Raw genomic sequence first — 19,273 nt, forward strand, 5'->3', positions numbered from 1 at the left:
GCCCCTTACTTCTCTTGCCAACTGTAGACATATTCTTTGTTCTCAACGCTATCGAGTTCGTCAGAGAACTGCAGTGCATGGCGAGTATCAATCATCACCGCCACTTCGTCGGTAAACTTCTTCTTATGCGCCTGACCTGCCTTAAAGGCTTTAGGGTGAGGTCCATGCGTGAAGCCTGCTGGATGGAAAGTCACCATGCCCGCTTCAATATTGTCACGGCTAAAAAAGTCACCAGCGTGATAGAAGAGTACTTCGTCGTAGTCGTCATTGTTGTGGTAGAACGGCACTTTCAATGCACCTGGATCGCTCTCAATCGGGCGTGGTACAAAGGTGCACACTACAAAGCCTGCGCCAACAAACGTCGTATGCGCAGATGGTGGCAAGTGGTAGCGATGTGACATCAGCGGTCTGATATCGCGCCAATTCACTTTCACCACCGCTAAGTCGCCATGCCAGCCAATTGCATCCAATGGATTGAACGGATAGGTGATCACGCTGACTTTGTCGTGGCGCTTCACCTGAACCTGAGTCTGGTTTTCAGAATACTGAGCGCGAAATTGATCATTGATTGAAGGAATGTCGAGCACCGCAGGATCAAACACCGCGTGATTACCGACCATGCCTTTCTCTGGCAAGGAGTAAGCCGCGTCTGTGTTCTCAATCATCAAGATAAACATCGGCTCGCTTGGCTCTAAACGCCAGTTGGTCGAGCGCGGGATCATCACGTAATCCCCTTCACTCACCACTAGATGACCATAGTCACAATAGAGATCGGCGCTGCCTTGATGAATGAACAGCAGCTCATCGCCATCGGAGTTACGCACCAAGAAATCCATCTTCTCATCCATGCGCCATACGCGGATTTTGCAGTCTGCGTTATGCAAAAGATGAGGCACCGCCCAAGGGGTTATCTGGCTAGCTTTCTCCACCAGCGTAAAATCAAAAGCGCGAGGGCGCAAATCACCCTCCCACTCCGACCAACCTGTTGGGGCATGTTGGTGATGAAAATGAGCGGCAGGGCCGAAGAATCCACTTCGGCCCGCCTCTCGCTCATAAATTGCCTCTTCAGGGAAGTCGGCGTGCGCTTGTTTAGAGCACACCCCTTCCCGGTGAGGAAACGAGATCCATTTATGCATCGTCTAATACTCCTCGACGAATCTGGTCCTCTTCAATCGATTCAAACAGCGCCTTGAAGTTACCTTCGCCAAAGCCTTCATTGCCTTTACGCTGAATGATTTCAAAGAACACAGGCCCAATTACCGTCTGTGTGAAAATTTGCAGCAAGATGCCGTCTTTGGTCGGCGCGCCATCAATCAGAACGCGTAAGTCACGCAACAGATCAGTGTCTTCCCCGTGGCCTTTCACACGATCGTCAACTTTCTCATAGTAGGTATCTGGGGTTGGCATAAAGTCCATGCCGCGATCACGCAGAGTCTTCACCGTTTTGTAGATGTCATCGGTGGCGAGTGCGATGTGTTGGATACCTTCGCCGTTGTATTCGCGAATAAACTCTTCGATTTGTGATTTGTCGTCCGAAGACTCATTGATAGGGATACGGATTTTGCCACACGGTGAGGTCATGGCGCGGCTCACAAGGCCTGTCAGCTTGCCTTCAATGTCGAAGTAACGAATCTCACGGAAGTTACCAAGACGCTCATAGAACCCAGACCACACATCCATATTGCCTTGCTTAACGTTGTGCGTGAGGTGGTCGATTTCATACAAGCCAACATTAGCTTCTGCCATGCGCTGTTCTGCATCATCATAAAATCGGAAGTCAACATCATAGATACTCTGCTTACCATAACGATCCACAAAATAGAGCAGGCTTTCACCGATGCCGTAAATGGCAGGAATGCTCAGTTCCATCGGCCCTATTTCCGTTTTGTACTCTTCACCGCCGCCCTTAAACGCTTGCTCCATTGCAGCGGTTGCTTCGTTGACACGAAAAGCCATGCCACAGACCGATGGCCCATGCACTTTAGCGAACGCTTCCGCTTGGCTGTGAGGCTGTTCATTGACGATAAAGTTGATGTCACCTTGTCGATACAGCCAAGCCTCTTTTGAGCGGTGCTTGGCGATCTCAGCAAAACCAAGTGACACAAACAGCGCTTTAAGTTGCTCAATTCCCTTGTGGTCAACGGCCGTGTATTCAACAAACTCGAATCCATCCGTGCCAAGCGGGTTGTATGTATCCACCATGAACTTTCTCCTTGTACCTATCGGTTTTGTGTTGTGTTGTGTATTTTTTGTCCTTAATTAAATTTGGCCCACAAGCCGAGATAATGGAATGGGTGGAGGAAAATGGGCAATTTCGATGAAATCCTGTCAGTTTGTAAAATATTTGTTACACACAAACTGTCAAGACAAGAAAGTGAGTGCTATCAAGGGATTGAAATATGGTGGTTTGATTTACAGCAGAGCAAGAGATGTTACTGAATTGTTACATGCATCCTTTTGTCAGCTAAGGTAATAAATCGAACATTAGACTGAAGATGCAAAAAAGCCGCTGTAGTCAGCGGCTTGATGAGTTCTAGAGCGAACCTAATTCGACTATAAGATTCGTGTTAATCCCAGTTGAGAATCGACCAATTCGGTTGATCGGCTAACGCTTTCAAACGCGGACATGGGTTTACCAAGTAAGCAAAATCAGCGTGTTCACACAAAGGTAAGTCGTTGATTGAATCGGTATAAAAGTGAATGTCTGAGTAGTTAGTTTCTTGATTGTCTAACCACTCTTTTAAACGGGTGACTTTACCTTCACGGTAGCTTGGCACACCTGATATTTGAGACGTGAAGCGGCCTTGGTTTTCTACCAAATCGATACCGAGTGCGTTCTCAATACCAATCTTACAACCGACCGCTTCCACTAAGAAAGTCACGCTGGCAGAGATGATCAACATGTCGATATCATCATTCTCAAGCTGCTCAATCAAAGGTTTCGACTGCTTGAATTGCTTAGGTAAAATATGCTTCTCGACACACTCTTCCACCAAAGTAGTAACTTGCTCTGTTGGCATGTTCGCGAGTGGCTGCATGGAAAATGTTAGGTAATCTTCCATGTTCAATTTGCCTTCCGAATACAGGCCCATTAAACGCTTATCTTCATCAATAAAGTTGGGCGCAGTGGCAATGCCCTTTTCAACCAAGAACTCATTCCAAAGCATCGCTGCATCGGCATTGATCAGCGTTTCATCCATATCAAATACATACAAAGGTTTGAACATCTTAGGCTCTCACAGGTTGAGTTTCGTTAAGGTTAAAAAGGAGTTCTAGTTGGCTGCATGCTATAACTGGATTGTGACATTAAGAGCATATTTTAGTGGCAGTTGTATTTCACGGCTATGACAATCAACACATGCTTGTTTTTAAATACAACAGCTTATGGATTCAATCAGTATTGATACGCGACGTATTTAACTATATGTATTTAACTAACTATGTGTATTTAGCTAACTAGATGTATTAGCTAACCAAGTGCTCATTAGCAAAAAAAAGAAACTCCGACTGATTCTGTCGGAGTTTCTTATAGAGTTGGATATGCTTTAGCGAGACATCAGCTAATTGAACTTAAACGATTTTCTGCTCATTTTCCTTGCTCGACTCAGTTCCTTTCGACAAGAAACTGGCAACGATCTCTCTCAGTTTCCCTTGATTGACGGGTTTTGGTAAAAATTCATCCATACCCACATCGAAGCACAAATGCTTATCTCGTTGCACGACGTTGGCCGTCAGCGCAACGATCGGAATGTGTTTAGAGGTTCCTTCTTCGAGCGCTCGGATCTGCTTGGTCGCTTCGAAACCATCAAGAACTGGCATCTGGCAATCCATAAAAATCATCTCGTATTCGTTGGCCTGGAATTTCTCGACACCAATTTCACCGTTGTCTGCAATATCCACCTCAAACCCCAGCTTCTTAAGCATCATTTTGGCGACTTGTTGATTCACTCTAGAATCTTCAACGACCAAAACCTTACCACTAAACGGAGCAGCCACTGGTTTTGGCTCTTCTTTGATTGGAGCTTGTTTGTCTATTTGTGTCGTTCTAACAGAAGCAGATGTCGTAGCTTCAACAGAACCCGATGGTTTGGTTAATGGCACGGGTTGATTATCTTTAAACGCTACCTCACCTCGATTTGGATAGGTAAAGATTGAGGTATCAGCCGATCTCGCCAGGACTTCACTCAGCGTCCATTTAAGCTGATTATCTTGATAAGGGCGAGCAATGTATGCAACAAAACCCACTTGTTTGGCGCGTGCTTCATCCTGTTTTCGAGGATCGGCAGAAATCATCACTAGCTTCGGACAAGCTTTGTCAAAACGCTCAATCAAACTTCTTGCTAATTGGAATCCATCAATAGACGGCATCACTTTATCAATCAGCACCAGATCATAAGGCAACGACTTCGCCACAGACTCTGAAACAAGCTCTAACGCTTGAGTGGCGGTTTCACAGCACTCAGACTTAACGCCGAATGATTGAAGTTGTGTTGAGGTAATACGCATGTTCAACTGGCTGTCATCAACCAAAAGTACCGAGACTTTATTAAAATCGATGTTGCTCTCGTCAACGTCTAAGCTCGGGTCAAAGTCAGCGGTAAAGTAGAATGTACTTCCCTTACCTACGACACTGGTTAGCTCAAGCTTACTGCCCATTAAGGTCACGATCTTATCGCATATCGTAAGACCAAGCCCCGTGCCTCCGTAGATGCGGGTGGTGCTACCGTCGGCTTGTTGAAACTTATCGAATACCGATTGTTGCTTGTCTTCTGCGATACCAATACCACTATCGGTCACCTCAAATTTCACTCTGAGCTTTTGTTCCGGCTCTATGACTTCTTCTAAACGAAGTGAGAGCATGACATGACCATGTTCGGTAAATTTGATGGCATTGCCAACTAGGTTATTCAGTACTTGTCTTAACTGAGTACCATCGCCAATCACCATGGTTGGGATCTTAGGATCAATCGCCAGTTGGAATTTGAGCCCTTTTTGCTCGGCTTTAACTCTGAAGGTCGACTCTACGTCGGCAGCAATACCCATCATTTTCATCGGTTCTTGCTGAAGCTCTAAACGACCCGCTTCAATCTTCGAGTAGTCGAGAATGTCATTGATTAAATCGAGTAGAGTAAGCGAAGAGGTGTTGAGCATGTCGACATACTCTTTTTGCTCTTTCGGCATATCCATTTCAGAAAGCAGTGATGAAAGCCCGATAATCCCGTTCATTGGAGTGCGGATTTCGTGGCTCATGTTGGCAAGAAATTCACTCTTGTTGCGGTTCGCTACCTCTGCAGTATCTTTGGCTTTTTCCAATTCTTGGTATTGTTGACGAATACGTTCAATCGACTGATTGTAGCTACTCTCTAGTGTAGAGATCTCATCACTGTATGTAGAGTTAGTGGGTGTTAGAAATCGCGGTTTGTTGTCTTCAACCTGTTGATGGTTGATCTGAGAAGACATGGTCATTAAGCGCTTAACTACAAGGCGGTAGACGATGGTTAAACATACCAGAGACAATAAGAAGATTTTAACTGCTTCGAAGGCGAGCAATAATAACACCCGGTCTTCAAAGTCGTTGAGAATCATACTTAGATCAGACTGCACCGTGAGCGTCGCCAGTTGGAACTCTGAGCCTCCCATCTGATGCACCATATCCCAAGATTGAGAATAAGACTGACCGGACGTCTGTTGACCTAATTCTAAAATTTTTTCATCGGGGCTTTCTATTAACAGATAACTGACCGAGGGTAAGCGGGAGATACCTTCAGCTTGCACAAACAGTTGCTCTCGGTCTTCAACCCACAAACTGGCGGTTAAGCCAGAAAGATAACCATCCTTAACTTGTTCGATCTGAGAACTGATAAAAGAAACTCGATTTTGGTACTCCACATACAAACCTAGACCTGTCACTATGACTGTGAATAAGGTACTGATTGCGATGATTACCCCGATCAACTGTCGGGAGAGTCCAATATAGCGTTTTCCTTTATTCACCATACAAAAATTACCATTATTGTTATCCTAGCAAACTACAATTACTCAACTAGTATAATAGTAGTCATTCATCAAATAACTAGGGAAGGTTATGAAAAAACATCTAATAGTTGCATCCATAGTCAGTTTGTTTTCAAACAGTTATGCTTTTGCAAGCGAACCTGTTCACTACTACATTATTGCAAGCCAAGCGCAACCTTTTCAGATCGAAACTGACGGGTCATCTCACAGAGGAATGGTTTCGGATATTGTTGAAGCCGTATTTGACGACAGCCAATACGAGATCGATTACCACACCTACCCTTTCAACCGAATGATCGATAAGCTCGACGCTAGAGAGAATCCAAACTGGGTCACCTATGGCAGCCCAAGTTGGGGAAATATCCAATCTGTAAACCTGTCTAAAGATCCGATTTACAATGTAAAACATGTGTTACTTAGCAGCGGCAAGAAGCCATTTGAGTTCAACACTATCGATGATTTAAACGGAAAAGCGGTTGTATTGCTGGTGGGGTTTGAATATCCAAATCTAGAGCCTTATATCCAACAAGGTAAGCTTAACGAGATTCGAGTTAAAGATTACAGCGCGGCTTTTCGTGTATTAAACCGAACTCCGGGTGATACCGTTTTTGTTGAAATGGAATCTCGAATCAAATACAACCTAAATGAGCAGAAACTCAGTATTGATGACTACCAGATGCAAGAGTTTGGCTCAGTGATTAATAACTACCCCATCCATTTAGCATTTGACCCAGAGATGGATCCTAAACTGCAAAGCTTCATCGACCAGCGCCTCGACCAAATGAAAGACGATGGTCAGCTCAACGACATCGTACAGAGTTACTTATAGCAACAGCATCAGTTGTAACCTTCGCATAAAGGTATAGCTTAGGTATCGTAATTTAGCTCTCTTCGATGACTAACTCGCTCTTAAGCCTAAAAGGCTGCCCTGATTAGCACAGAAGCTAAGTAGGGCGGCCTTTTTTAATTCATCTTTAAGGGCTAAAAGAGTTTACCTGTAATCGACCTACTTAATTTGGAACCACGGAGGTAAATGGATTAGTGTGCAGCAATCAAATGCAGTTGCTGAGTACGAAGCTCTTGTCGTACTGCCATCAGAATCTTGCCTAAATGGTTCTCGCCGGTTCCATCGCCACCATCCCCCCAGAAGTGGTCTTTGTGCGAATGTTCTTTTATCACCGAATCTCCGGTATTAGTAAGAAACAACGCAAACTGTGGGTTCTGCCTGAACTTCTCTGTGACAATGAACTGCATCACTTCAACACGAATGTCATACCAATCTTCCCGAACTTGGTCTTCATAATCACGGCTTAAAGAGAATGCTTCAGCAGGAGTCGAGGCTTCGAGAATGGTGTTACGCAGCGCTTGAGAGGCAAACTTCATCGCTTGATAATAATGCTCGCTGGTTGCCCAAACTTGATCGTCGATTTTGATAGGACAAGCGGCAAAATTTGACAGGTACCCGTTTGGATCTTCAGGTTCATAGAACAGCACTTCTTTGGCTTTAGCCACCGAATTAGACATAGCCTTCTCCTTACCAACAACATCGCATATTTTTGCTTTAACTTTAAAATTAGTGGCGTTGCATATAACTGTCAAACAACTTAGTTAAAGAGTATGCCAAGGGCATGTTTTTAGTCGAGAACAAATAATGTAGAGGAAGGACAATGGATTTAAATGGTGAGAGGCAAGGAGCATGGTTTACTTATAAAAAGCACAAACTTCTTTAAAAAAGGCATATAAATCAAAGGGTGGCGGTGCGCCACCCTTCTAAATGCAATGGGGATTGTTAATGAATTAGACCTAGCTCCCTCGCTTCTTCCAGGCTAAAACCGCTTTCTCTAATTTCTCTTAGAGCTTCAATACGACGACGAGCTTCAGCAGATTTCATTTTCTTTTCTGGTTTGAAAGATACTTCTTCTTCAGCATCCCACTTATTTGCAATATTTGTCATTTCATCATGGTTGATAGAATTAATGGACATGTTTTCCTCCGAAAAGCACCATGTAATGGACAGGTAATCTGTAGCAAATGCTATTTCGCTTGTTAAGCAATTCTGTACTGAAATGTGATGATTCCGACGCTTCACAAAGCTAATTAATAAATGCCTCATTTAAACTTTGCCAAAGCCATTTTCTGCCATTACATTTAAAAGATTCCCCATAAGAAATGTGGTTTGATCCACCTCTCATTTTCCTCGTTCTCATTTCCTATTTCCCGCTGAAACTTCATGAAATAATCAAAAAATAATTCGAGTCACTTCATTCTTTTTGTGCTCTTCTCTTCCACTAAATTCAACACATGTTAATGATAATAGTTATCAATATTATAACTGAGTGTTTATCATGTCTAGGGAAAATTCAGAGACACCTCTTCTCGAAGTGAAGAATCTATGTGTCGATTACATTACCGATGACGGCGATTTTAATGCCGTAAAATCCGTAAGCTTTAATATAGGCCAAGGCGAGATTTTTGGTTTAGCGGGAGAATCCGGGTGTGGCAAAAGTACCATCGCATTTGCCATTAACCGCCTGCATAAGCCACCGGCTTTCATCTCTGGCGGGCAAATACTGTTTGGCGGGCAAGATCTGCTGAGCTTATCGGACAGCCACTTGAACACCTTACGTTGGAGTGAGATCGCAATGGTGTTCCAGAGCGCGATGAACTCGCTTAACCCTGTACTGACCATTGAAGAACAGTTTGCCGATGTATTGCGCCACCACAAGGGCATGAACAACGAGCAAGCAAAAGATCGCGCCGAAAAGTTACTCGACCTAGTCAATATCCCTCGCCACCGTCTAACCGAGTACCCGCACCAGTTTAGCGGTGGGATGCGTCAACGTTTGGTGATTGCTATAGCTCTCGCGCTCAACCCTAAGTTGATTATCATGGATGAACCGACCACGGCACTGGATGTGGTTGTACAGCGCGAAATTCTGCAGCAAATACACCAACTCAGAGAAGAGTTTGGTTTCTCAATATTGTTTATCACCCACGACCTCGCACTAATGAGCCAACTGTGCGATCGAATTGCCATCATGCGTCATGGACAGATAGTTGAAGTCAACCAAGCCCATGAGATTCGCAATAACCCTCAGCACTCCTACACCCAAAAGCTATGGAGTTCCTTCCCCAATATTCACGAACACGCTCACGCAACTGCGTGCTAGGAGAGCTCCATGTCACAACCTATTTTTCAAGTAAAAAACCTCGTTAGAGAATTCACTGTTGGTGGTGGATTTGGCAAAGAAGAGATCTTTAGAGCACTGCATGGGGTGAGTTTTGATTTACATGCAGGTAAAACATTGGCACTAGTTGGCGAATCAGGCTGCGGGAAAAGCACCTGCGCTCGACTGATGACCAAAGTGTATCCGCCAACAGAGGGAGAAATACTGTTCAATGGCAGAGATATTTCTACCTTAAAAAGTCGTAAAGATATCTTGGATTACCGAAGCCGCGTGCAAATGATATTTCAAGACCCATTTGGCTCACTCAATCCAACCCACACCATTGAACACCACTTAACACGGCCCCTTAAGATCCACAAGCAAGTTGCTACGAAACAAGCTCTCGCAGAGCGTCTCAACGAGTTATTAACGCTGGTGGAGTTACCCATCGAAACTCTCACCAAATACCCTCATGAGCTCAGTGGAGGCCAAAGACAGCGCATAAACTTAGCCAGAGCACTCGCAGTCGGTGCTGAGGTTATCCTTGCCGATGAACCCACCTCGATGTTGGATGTTTCAATACGACTCGGTGTTTTGAACCTAATGCAGAGGATGAAGAAAGAGTTAGGGATAGGTTTTTTGTACATTACGCATGATCTCGCAACAGCACACTACATCGCAGAAGAGACAGCTGTGATGTACAAGGGACAGATCGTTGAGTGGGGATCAACCCAGTCGATCTTAACCAACCCACAACACCCATACACTAAGTTATTGATCTCTGCTGTGCCCGATCCTGATCTACCATTTGGCGAACTCGTGAAAAATGAGCCAAACTATTCAATAGACGCTGATCGTATTCGTGAACAAAGCAGTGAAATACAGCATGAGATCAAGCAAGTTTCAGATAATCACTATGTTAAACAGTGGGATAACGTTGCATGAATGAACTAGACACTTGGTTAGAGCGGATCGGAAATTGGTACAAAGACCGAAAGCATGATCAAGTGGAGAAGTTAGAGCCTTTGATCTTAACGCCTCCAGATGCACTCTGGGGGCCTTTGATCACGGATGAACAGAGCAAAGGCATCGCATGCTGGTTAGACGGATGCTTGAGAATCTTTACGTTTTATCGATATAAAGATGAAATTCTGACGGCATCGACAAAGCTTCCACCACCAAGCCCACCATCTATCTCAAACGAACTTAGTGGCTCGCACCATCAGGAAAAAGCTTTCCAATACCTGATGTTTGCCTATAGCAAGCTTCAAGCTGTGTCTTGTAATCCAAAATCAGAACCTGACTTACAAGAGTGGTGTACACAGCGGCTACAGCACTTGTGTGTATTGGCTTTGGAGTTTACCAACCAACAACAAGAACCGCGCTGGAAAGAAGAATCAGAAAAATTGATCGAATCGCATGTACGCTTTATGGCAAGTCAACACCAGAACGATGATCAAGGTATGGCTCTACGTCAACTGCACTGATCCACTCCTTGTTCAACCCCTGTTCGATCAAACATCAAAGCTGAACCCCATCAAAAATAAGCACCGTAGAAAGCATGATCTCACCTTGATCATGCTTCAGGAACGGACTCCATAAGCTGTAGAATTTAAATGGTAAGCTTTTGAATGTTAATGATTAGCCGAATTGCAGGCAAAAAAAAGCGAGTCCCTTAGGAACTCGCAAAAATCTATTCAGTATGATGTAACAAAATATGAGCCAATCTATTAATCATAAGAAAGGACAAAAGGTTGTCTATTCGGGATAAATAATAATCAACTGGATGCGCTACATTGTCATCAATTTGTCAGCGTTAGGTGCGGTTTTAATCAGCACCTAATGTGTTCAAACTATCCATTCGTCGACCGTAAATACGGGCTTCTTACAACTGAGCAGTGACAGTGATTGGTGGTTAGTGGTTAGTGGCCAATCGCCATTTCGTCGAGCGCTAAGAACACGTTTTCGTCTAAATGACCTTCGTGAACTTGTTTACACACTTTACGACGCACAGCTAAACCAGAGATCAAACGCTCAATAGACAAGTGTCGATTGCTGGTGCTGTCACGGTCGTTGTAAAGCTCAATCAAGCGACTCAGTGTTTCGTATGGGATAACGTCCTCCCCTACTCTCAACCAATCAAGCTTCTCAATGAGCTCAGAACACTCTTCTTTGATTGAAGCATGTGAATGCCCTGTCATAGCAGATAAAGCCGTTATACTGCGTTCTAGAGCCTCTGCAGAGGTATATTTAGAGAGAGTAATCATGATCTCGTCAGCGTTGATCTCAACAGAGTGTTTACGCTGCTTAACTCGACGTCCCAATTTGCCTCTTGGCGACGGTGCTTTGCGCTGAATTGGCTCAAACTCACCATCGATAATCTCAGACAACTCTTCCAATTTCTGCTTAGACACCATTTCATTACGCAGTGGGTTCGGTAACGTTGGTGCCATATTACGCTTGCCTGCATTGGTGGTGCGTGCTCTTGAGTAACGTAAGACTTCTTCCACATTACATTTGATATCAACCTGATAATCAGTCGTTTTTCCTTTTTCGATCAACGCGGTGATCGTTAAGTGATAACCCCAAAGGTTAACCAGGAAGGTATCTTCTTGATCCCCTACTTCACCTAACTTTCTGAGCTCGCGGATCAGATCCATCGAGAAACGACGCCAATCGATGTTACGCGCCAATTTCTGGTTGAGCTCACTGAGCAACATGCTATCTGAATGGCGACGTGCCATGCGGCTTCTAAAGTACGAATACATTTGGAAGACCAAGGTATGTTGCTTCAGGATTTCTGGCGGAAATAGGAAGAAATAGTCACGCGTCAGCAGCTCTTCGTAGAACGAAGGTTCCCAAACCAGGATGTATAGGTTCGGTTTAATGCGAATTTCGCCGTCAGAGCCTTCTGTAGGCGCTTCTTCCGATGCGGTAATGGTTCTAGCTAGGAATCGGAAACGATCACTCTTAAAGCCTTCTGGCATGTTCTCGCTAAGCCAACGGCCTGTGAGCTCATGCAATTGGAAATCGGTAAATTCGATACGATCAATACTGTCACGGATCGAATCACGTGCCGGCCCGCTGTCTTTCTTGCCACGCAAGGACAAAATATCCGTGATGTAAAGTGGTGTTTTGTTCGGTGTGTGTTTCGCGTCTAGATGGTAATCATCTTGGTGATGATCATGATATTGAACAGTAAGCGTGAATAACGCGAATAGCGTCATCAGATCATCAACCGTCATAATGTTTTTTGAAGATCGTGTCTCGATCACCGCTCGAGTGCCAGAGATCGAAACCATTGATTTTTGGTAGCTCTTGCGCGTTCTAGGGGGCGCTAAGGCTTGATCAATAATACCCGCCCAATTGGTTGGCGACACAATAAATTGATCGGCTTCGTCTTTCATCGTTGGTGGGGTATTGAGTCCGTGTTCATTCAATAAGCGTTTGTTGACTTTGGTTTGAGCTAGAGCTTTAGATCGCTTTTGCTTCTCATTTTGCTTCACGCTTTCTGTCACTAAGCTAGTAGCACCCAGTACTGATATCAATTGGTTTGGGTTAACAAAGCGATGCAGCATAGTTTTACCAGCAAGACCTTCTTCAAAGCGAACCGGAATTTGCCTGAAAAGACCGATACTGACCGCAGCTCTTAACCTTTGCTGTAAGGCTGCACGAGTAACTTGGCCATCGGTTGATTCAATAATCTCGGTAGTGGAAACGTAACCGTCTTTGCTGCTAAACCCACGAAGTGAAATTAGGTTAAGAAGCTCAACAATGCTTTTGGTGACACCTTTGAAGTGTTGATATTGTTCTATCCATTCAACGGCTGTTTCAGATACCTCAAATAAATGACCATCTTTGTGGCTTCGTGCCTTAATTAACAATTTCTCTTCTGGTTTCATTTTTGATCCGTATCACACTAACCGTAATTTCACTATAGTTCCTGAATGATAAAGAAAGAATGATCATAAATAAAGAGAATTTATTAGCTTTTAAATAACTGATCTTTTTGATTAATATGATCTTAAATGATTAAGTGATCTAATGATCTGGCTGTTTCTTTGCTTTTAAGTTGCTGAATTTAAAAGTTTAAAATAAAACCCCTTGGAAAGCATGATCATAAAAACCCCGAAACTATGATCATTAAATCAAAGAAAGCATGATCACAGAGCGTCAGAAGTATGATCATTAAGTCATTGTAAGCATGATCATTATTGGCTTGAAAGCATGATCATTATACTTATACAGCTTATCCACAGTTCGGAAGTCAACATCATCTTCTAAGTCACTTCATACACATCAATGTGGATATTTATGATGGCCAATCTATAGGAACAATGATCAAGTGATGGTACTTTTTATCCTTCCCGCCCTATTTAGGATAAAGTTTAATCTGTATCTGTTGAAAATGGATAGCTTTGATGTATTTAGCGCAGGTGGGAGTTAACTTGGAAGCATGATCATGAAATTGTCATGTTTGCGTATTCTCGGTCAGTGTAGATTGAATTTTCAATCATTGAGCCCTTATAGGCGTTGAATCCCCATTGCAAAAGCATTTGTCCGTAACTTAGCTCTTAAATTACATGCTTCCGGAACGATATTTACTTGATCATTTTTCCGTAATTTGATCATTTGTAATGTGCAGTTGTTCGGATCAATATTGCTAAGTTTACGCCTTGATCATGCTTCATAATTGGGTGTTATTAATTATCTTACACTGGATATGTTCCATGATCATTCTTCCGCTCAGGTTAGAATCCTCTGTTGTTTTTTTTGCACCTCCTCTTCTCTTCTGTTTTGAATTTTTTGTCCATTGAGCGTTTTTTAATTTTTATTGAATTGAAAATCTATAAATTCGAATGCAAATCACACCAACCGTAATCTATAGTTGTGTTTCAATCGTTCCGCAGTTTTTTAGCGATAATTTCATTTACATTGTAAATAAGTGATGCTGTAACATTTTAAATGTGCACTAGAAATAACATGGTTGTGCATGATGAAAATGATGACTTTCAGTATTACTCTGAGGTGATGTTTCATCAAATTGTAAAAACACTGTCTATTTTATGTGAGTTTACTCATAAATGCATGTTCATGTTTTTGTTGTGTTTGTTGTTAATCGCTGTACAATTTGTACTTAGTTAATCATTACGGAAACTGGCAATGAAAAGAGAACAAACGATTGATAAGCTCTATCAGCTAGCCGAACAAACTCAACAAGTTCAGGCTGACCGAATTGAGATTATTTTGGAAGAGCGAAGTGATGAACATTTCCCTCCAATGTCTAAAGCTATGATGGAGACTCGTTCTGGTTTAACGCGTCGTAAACTCGATGAAGCGATCACTAAACTTGAAGCTGATGGCCATCAGTTTACAAAGAACAATGCCAATCACTACTCGATTTCATTGACAGAAGCTCACATGTTGATGGACGCGGCAGAAGTGCCGAAGTTCCATCAACGTAAGCAGCATGCTGACAACAAACCATGGATTATCAACGTACAAAACCAAAAGGGCGGTACGGGTAAATCAATGACGGCAGTTCACTTAGCTGCGTGCTTATCTCTAAATTTGGACAAGCGCTACCGTATCTGTTTGATTGACTTGGATCCACAAGGCTCTTTGCGTCTGTTCTTAAACCCACAAATTAGTGGTGCAGAGCATGACAGCATTTATTCTGCAGTTGATATCATGTTGGATAATGTGCCAGAAGAGCAGGATGTTGACCTAGAATTCTTGCGTAAGAACGTGCTGTTGCCAACTCAGTATCCTAATTTGAAGACTATTTCAGCCTTCCCAGAAGATGCGATGTTTAACGCTGAAGCATGGCAAAGTCTGTCTAGAGATCAGTCACTTGATATTGTTCGTCTTTTGAAAGAAAAGCTTATCGACAAAATCGCCGATGATTTTGATGTGATCATGATTGATACTGGACCACACGTGGACCCGTTAGTGTGGAATGCAATGTACGCGTCGAACGCACTTTTAATACCATGTGCAGCCAAGCGTTTGGACTGGGCTTCAACGGTTAACTTCTTCCAGCACTTGCCAACGGTTTATGAAATGTTCCCGGACGATTGGAAAGGGCTTGAGTTCGTTCGTCTAATGCCAACGATGTTTGAAGACGACAATAAAAAGCAGGTATCAGTTCTGACTGAGATGAACTACCTGTTGAATGACCAAGTAATGATGGCCACGATTCCAAGAAGCCGCGCCTTTGAAACTTGTGCTGACACTTACAGCACGGTTTTCGATCTGACGGTAAGCGACTTTGAGGGCGGTAAGAAAACTCTGGCTGTGGCTCAAGACGCAGTACAAAAAAGTGCTCTAGAATTAGAGCGTGTATTACATAGCAACTGGCCTTCACTTAATCAGGGATAACAAGAATGGCAATTAAAACATCTGACTTAAATGCAAAGCTATTTGGTAAAGCAAACAAACGTCGCGTAGCTACGCCACAAGAAGCTCAAACTGCGGTAAAAGAGCAAGCTCAAGTGATTGAGCTTTCTGTTGCGGGTGAAGATTTAGTTTCATTTGAATTGGTTCGAATTCCAGCCGCTGATGTAGCAACACGAACGGTTGTTTTTGAAGAGAATGCTCGTGAGCAGTCTTTCTTGAATGAGCACGCGCTTTCTGACGTACTAACTACGCTTAAAGAGCGCGGCCAGCAATATCCAGCGGTTGGCCGTAAGAACAAAGACGGCAAGATTGAAGTTCTTGATGGTAGCCGTCGTCGTATGTCATGTATTTTGGCTGACAAAGAGTTCTTGATCTATGTCGCTGAAAACATTAACGGCGAACATGCTAAGTTTTTATCAGATGTAGCTAACGCTCATAAACCACTTTCTCTCTATGAGAAGGGGAAGGAGATGCAAGCGAAGCTTGATAAAGGCGAAGCTGAAGACCAGAAAGCACTCGCTAAAATGTTCCAGTGCAGTGAAGCTTTGGTGAGTGGCGCGTTGAAAGCGGCCGCTTTACCACTTGAATTATTACAAGCTTACCCAAATGTGAGCGATCTTGGCCGTCCGACTATTGTTAAGTTACACAAACAATTTAGCGGTCTTACTAGTGAGCAGCAACAAACATTACTGACCAAGTGTGGTGCTTCTGAAGGTTTTGTGTGGCAGCGCAGCGAAGCTCAAGGCGTAACTCGTTTAACAAAAGACGTGACAGAGACTTTAGAAGGTTGGGTGCTCGAACTAGCACCAGCACCCGCGAAGAAAGCTTCTCCAAAAGTTGAACTTATTAAAGGTCGAGCGTCATATAGCCGTAAGGGTTCAAACTTGGCGTTAAATCTTAAGAAAGTTGATGATACAACAATGGAAGAAATCCTAGCATTCGTACAATCTAAGTTAGACTAAGTCACGACTTTCATTACTCCTCTAAAGCCGCTTTATGCGGCTTTTTATTTGGCTGTGATAAACTGTGTTTAGATGAATCTGGACGCTAACTATGACAAACCCAACCAATACTTTTCTGCATACACTTTCTAATATTGCCCAACACAATGGTCACCGTTACGGTGTGGTCTTTGATGGCGACTTTGATTGGCAAAACTCTGCTGTTTTAACCTTCCTTGAAAATTCGTACACTCCGAGCATCTTCCAGATTGGTGGAACTCCGTTTGAAGGAGTGATTCATGCTCCAGTCAAAAAAGGCCAACAATTGCTTGGTCGTGAGTCCCAAGTTCTTGTTTGTGATTTTAGAGAGCAGTTTGATGCGAATGGTTTTAGCGCTGCACTAGGTTCGTTAATCGGTGGTGGGCTGTTGTTGGTGTTGCCGCCAAAAGTTGATGACTCTGAAGATAACGAGAGCTTTGGCCAACGTTGGTTAAAGGAGAATTTCAATAAGCTCATTTCGGTTTCACAACATAACGAAACAGACGATGTTGTTCAAGCGACTAAAGCACTTCCTCTGAAGCAAGACTTTGAAAACAGTTTGGACAAATTTGAACAGCAAAATCTGGCCGTTGAGTTGGTTAAAAAAGTGGTGTCTGGGCATCGTAAACGTCCTTTAGTTCTCACGGCAGATAGAGGGCGTGGTAAAAGCTCTACATTGGGTATTGCCGCTGCTCAGCTTTTAGTTGAGCGTCATGGATTAAATATCATCGTGACAGCGCCTTCAGTGAAAGCAATCGAGCCTGTATTTTCCCACGCGAGTCAACGCCTAGAAGACTGTGAAGTGGTCAACGCTACTTACATTTGCTATCAAAGCGGAAGTTTAAGATTCGTAGCACCAGATGAATTACTTAAGTCTAAGCCTGATTGTGATTTGCTATTAGTCGATGAAGCGGCTGCAATTCCAATCCCGATGCTCAAATCTATGGTTGGCATTTATCATCGTATGGTTTTTTCAACCACCGTTCACGGATACGAGGGGAGTGGGAGAGGGTTTGGACTTAAGTTCGAGTCTTGGCTTTCAGATCATCGCCCAGGGTGGAAAGGTTTTAAGCTCGATCAGCCCATTCGTTGGAATCGCAATGATCCACTAGAGCGCTGGTTGTTTGATTGCTTCCTGCTTGGTAACGACGCGTCGCTAAGTGACTCGGTGATTCATGAGTTAGATAGCTTTTCTGATCTGGCAATCAACCAACTGAGCTTGGTCGAGTTATCAAAGGCAGAATGCTTGGCGAATCCGGAGCCGCTACAGCAATGTTTTTCTCTTCTTGTTGACGCTCATTATCAAACGTCACCAAACGATCTAATGCAGTTTCTCAACAATCCAGCAATCCGTTTGTACGCTGCTTGGCAGAAAAACGAATGTTTAGGTTGTATGTTGGTAACTGAAGAAGGTGGGTTGGATAGCGATCTGATTGCTCAGATTCAACTTGGAAAACGAAGACCTCAAGGTCACCTAGCTCCAGTATTACTCGCAAACCAACTGGGTTGTACGCAAGCGGCGAGCAGTCGTTGCCTTCGAGTTATGCGTATTGCCGTTTCAACACGTCATCAAGGTTCGGGGATTGGTCGTTGGATGTTGGGGCAGTTGTCAAAGCAAACTAATCAGGCGGATTACTTAGCAACGAGCTTTGGCGCGACCAGTGAATTAATTTCATTCTGGCGCGATAACGATTTTGTACCTATGCACATTGGCCACCAGCGCGATCAAGCAAGCGGCTGTCACTCGGTATTGATGGTTAAGCCACTTAATGAAAACGCACAGAATTGGATCTACAATCTGATAAGTCACTTTGAACGTAGTTTCTGTTTTCTCACTTCTGGTTCTTTGGCTTCTCTCGAGGTTGATATGGTGCGCGCATTATTGCCAAGGCAAGCGGAATCTATAGCAGAGTCTGAAATCCAACTCCTCAGGAATTATGTCGATGGTGGTAATAGTTACGACAGCATTGGTTTCAGTGCCCTGAATTTGATTCTCCAGAGTAATGGTCATCAAGCTCACATAGCTGAACCTGACGCTATAATCGATACAGGTTTCGTTGTTTCAGACTTACTTATCGCGAAAGTCGTGCAGCAGAAAGAGTGGGGGACTTGTGTCGAACAGTTTAATCTAGTCGGACGAAAACAAGCTGAGCTACAGTTTAGAAAAGATGTCGGTACTCTACTATCAAATTTACACTGTAAATAGGTAGATCAACGATTGTCACTAAATTTGGAACGACAGAGCATATGTAGAGCTGTTAATTAGATTTACAGTGTAAATTAGAAGGCCGGATTTACACTGTAAACTGAACAGCAGTATGTAATGACCTATGTAATTTCAATTATCCAATCTTTATGCAATTTCTCACTTTGTTGAACATGTCCATCATGACGCTCATTTCCTATCTCAATTCTACCGATCTAATCATCGCCGTTGTTTGGAAGGTATAATTTCATATTATCACATCCATTCATCCCGAATCGTTTGGTGATGAAGATCCGTCGCTGTATTGCGATCTTATGCTCGTACCCAATATTCATAGTTTGAAAAATCGTGAAAGAATTTTTCTTGTAAAGGTGAAGAAGAGATTAGAATCGGTCAGTCTTATTTATGAGTCCCTTTGCAACATCGAAAGTAAGTGATGTGACGCTGATTATTCTACTGTAGTGATTCTAAGCACTGAGCGAATTATATAGACTGCATAACAACAG

Annotated in this window: 15 protein-coding genes; 8 read left to right on the forward strand and 7 right to left on the reverse strand. The window is 43.3% G+C overall.

All coding sequences use genetic code 11. The features are described from left to right. Nucleotides 1-5: 5 nt before the first annotated feature. Together AB4513_RS20430 and hppD are read right to left on the reverse strand one after the other, a co-directional pair. Nucleotides 6-1,136, reverse strand: a complete 1,131-nt coding sequence (locus AB4513_RS20430; protein ID WP_009846027.1) for a homogentisate 1,2-dioxygenase — start codon at nt 1,134-1,136, stop codon at nt 6-8. Beyond that, complete coding sequence (hppD, locus tag AB4513_RS20435; protein WP_017100488.1) at nt 1,129-2,202, reverse strand: 4-hydroxyphenylpyruvate dioxygenase; 1,074 nt, start codon at nt 2,200-2,202, stop codon at nt 1,129-1,131. Before hppD ends, AB4513_RS20430 begins: the two co-directional genes overlap by 8 nt. Before the next feature lie 88 nt (nt 2,203-2,290). On the opposite strand from hppD, the gene AB4513_RS20440 reads away from it, so the two are divergent. Then, on the forward strand, nt 2,291-2,473 hold the full coding sequence (locus AB4513_RS20440) for a hypothetical protein (protein WP_083784015.1): 183 nt from the start codon (nt 2,291-2,293) through the stop codon (nt 2,471-2,473). Between the two features lie 94 nt (nt 2,474-2,567). On the opposite strand, the gene AB4513_RS20445 is transcribed toward AB4513_RS20440, so the two are convergent. Further along, complete coding sequence (locus tag AB4513_RS20445; RefSeq protein ID WP_009846025.1) at nt 2,568-3,227, reverse strand: HAD family phosphatase; 660 nt, start codon at nt 3,225-3,227, stop codon at nt 2,568-2,570. Between the two features lie 343 nt (nt 3,228-3,570). Further along, nucleotides 3,571-5,997, reverse strand: coding sequence for a response regulator (locus AB4513_RS20450; RefSeq protein WP_009846024.1), 2,427 nt, complete (start codon nt 5,995-5,997; stop codon nt 3,571-3,573). 88 nt (nt 5,998-6,085) lie between these two features. On the opposite strand from AB4513_RS20450, the gene AB4513_RS20455 reads away from it, so the two are divergent. Further along, nucleotides 6,086-6,844: an ABC transporter substrate-binding protein gene (locus AB4513_RS20455; protein ID WP_009846023.1), complete on the forward strand. Its 759-nt coding sequence runs from the start codon at nt 6,086-6,088 to the stop codon at nt 6,842-6,844. 209 nt (nt 6,845-7,053) lie between these two features. Here AB4513_RS20455 and AB4513_RS20460 read toward each other — a convergent pair whose 3' ends face one another. Both AB4513_RS20460 and AB4513_RS20465 read right to left on the reverse strand, forming a co-directional pair. Beyond that, nucleotides 7,054-7,614: an NADAR family protein gene (locus AB4513_RS20460; RefSeq protein ID WP_012601297.1), complete on the reverse strand. Its 561-nt coding sequence runs from the start codon at nt 7,612-7,614 to the stop codon at nt 7,054-7,056. Between the two features lie 190 nt (nt 7,615-7,804). After that, the gene (locus AB4513_RS20465) at nt 7,805-7,999 is read right to left on the reverse strand and encodes a PA3496 family putative envelope integrity protein (RefSeq protein WP_004732575.1); all 195 of its coding nucleotides are present in this window, start codon (nt 7,997-7,999) and stop codon (nt 7,805-7,807) included. 361 nt (nt 8,000-8,360) lie between these two features. On the opposite strand from AB4513_RS20465, the gene AB4513_RS20470 reads away from it, so the two are divergent. The 3 genes from AB4513_RS20470 to AB4513_RS20480 are packed head-to-tail and all read left to right on the forward strand — an operon-like array spanning nt 8,361 to nt 10,669. After that, nucleotides 8,361-9,185 carry an ABC transporter ATP-binding protein gene (locus AB4513_RS20470; protein ID WP_009846021.1) on the forward strand — a complete coding sequence of 275 codons (825 nt, stop codon included), beginning with the start codon at nt 8,361-8,363 and terminating at the stop codon, nt 9,183-9,185. A 9-nt stretch (nt 9,186-9,194) separates the two neighbouring features. Next, a complete protein-coding gene (locus AB4513_RS20475) occupies nt 9,195-10,127 on the forward strand; it encodes an ATP-binding cassette domain-containing protein (protein ID WP_102257698.1) in 933 nt (310 codons plus the stop codon). Next, entirely contained in the window at nt 10,124-10,669 is a 546-nt protein-coding gene (locus tag AB4513_RS20480) for a transcriptional regulator (RefSeq protein WP_102257699.1), read from the forward strand. The genes AB4513_RS20475 and AB4513_RS20480 overlap by 4 nt, the downstream gene beginning before the upstream one ends. Before the next feature lie 435 nt (nt 10,670-11,104). Here the strand turns inward: AB4513_RS20480 and AB4513_RS20485 are convergent, their stop codons facing one another. Further along, nucleotides 11,105-13,084 (reverse strand): replication initiator protein RctB domain-containing protein, encoded by a 1,980-nt coding sequence (locus AB4513_RS20485; protein ID WP_012601303.1) that lies wholly within the window; start codon nt 13,082-13,084, stop codon nt 11,105-11,107. Nucleotides 13,085-14,345: 1,261 nt separating this feature from the next. On the opposite strand from AB4513_RS20485, the gene AB4513_RS20490 reads away from it, so the two are divergent. The 3 genes from AB4513_RS20490 to AB4513_RS20500 all read left to right on the forward strand — a co-directional run bounded on the left by AB4513_RS20490 (nt 14,346) and on the right by AB4513_RS20500 (nt 18,767). After that, nucleotides 14,346-15,563 (forward strand): ParA family protein, encoded by a 1,218-nt coding sequence (locus AB4513_RS20490; RefSeq protein WP_009846016.1) that lies wholly within the window; start codon nt 14,346-14,348, stop codon nt 15,561-15,563. A 5-nt stretch (nt 15,564-15,568) separates the two neighbouring features. Continuing rightward, a complete protein-coding gene (locus AB4513_RS20495) occupies nt 15,569-16,543 on the forward strand; it encodes a ParB/RepB/Spo0J family partition protein (RefSeq protein WP_009846015.1) in 975 nt (324 codons plus the stop codon). A 91-nt stretch (nt 16,544-16,634) separates the two neighbouring features. Continuing rightward, complete coding sequence (locus AB4513_RS20500) at nt 16,635-18,767, forward strand: GNAT family N-acetyltransferase (RefSeq protein ID WP_102257700.1); 2,133 nt, start codon at nt 16,635-16,637, stop codon at nt 18,765-18,767. The last annotated feature ends 506 nt before the right edge of the window (nt 18,768-19,273 follow it).

It is taken from the genome of Vibrio sp. 10N.222.54.E6, from assembly GCF_041473955.1.
Classification (GTDB): domain Bacteria; phylum Pseudomonadota; class Gammaproteobacteria; order Enterobacterales; family Vibrionaceae; genus Vibrio; species Vibrio tasmaniensis_A.

Coding starts and splice junctions, on each gene's coding strand:
- AB4513_RS20430 (WP_009846027.1), bottom strand. CDS start 1,136: ATGCATAAATGGATCTCGTTTCCTCACCGGGAAGGGGTGTGCTCTAAA.
- hppD (WP_017100488.1), bottom strand. CDS start 2,202: ATGGTGGATACATACAACCCGCTTGGCACGGATGGATTCGAGTTTGTT.
- AB4513_RS20440 (WP_083784015.1), top strand. CDS start 2,291: ATGGGTGGAGGAAAATGGGCAATTTCGATGAAATCCTGTCAGTTTGTA.
- AB4513_RS20445 (WP_009846025.1), bottom strand. CDS start 3,227: ATGTTCAAACCTTTGTATGTATTTGATATGGATGAAACGCTGATCAAT.
- AB4513_RS20450 (WP_009846024.1), bottom strand. CDS start 5,997: ATGGTGAATAAAGGAAAACGCTATATTGGACTCTCCCGACAGTTGATC.
- AB4513_RS20455 (WP_009846023.1), top strand. CDS start 6,086: ATGAAAAAACATCTAATAGTTGCATCCATAGTCAGTTTGTTTTCAAAC.
- AB4513_RS20465 (WP_004732575.1), bottom strand. CDS start 7,999: ATGTCCATTAATTCTATCAACCATGATGAAATGACAAATATTGCAAAT.
- AB4513_RS20470 (WP_009846021.1), top strand. CDS start 8,361: ATGTCTAGGGAAAATTCAGAGACACCTCTTCTCGAAGTGAAGAATCTA.
- AB4513_RS20475 (WP_102257698.1), top strand. CDS start 9,195: ATGTCACAACCTATTTTTCAAGTAAAAAACCTCGTTAGAGAATTCACT.
- AB4513_RS20480 (WP_102257699.1), top strand. CDS start 10,124: ATGAATGAACTAGACACTTGGTTAGAGCGGATCGGAAATTGGTACAAA.
- AB4513_RS20485 (WP_012601303.1), bottom strand. CDS start 13,084: ATGAAACCAGAAGAGAAATTGTTAATTAAGGCACGAAGCCACAAAGAT.
- AB4513_RS20490 (WP_009846016.1), top strand. CDS start 14,346: ATGAAAAGAGAACAAACGATTGATAAGCTCTATCAGCTAGCCGAACAA.
- AB4513_RS20495 (WP_009846015.1), top strand. CDS start 15,569: ATGGCAATTAAAACATCTGACTTAAATGCAAAGCTATTTGGTAAAGCA.
- AB4513_RS20500 (WP_102257700.1), top strand. CDS start 16,635: ATGACAAACCCAACCAATACTTTTCTGCATACACTTTCTAATATTGCC.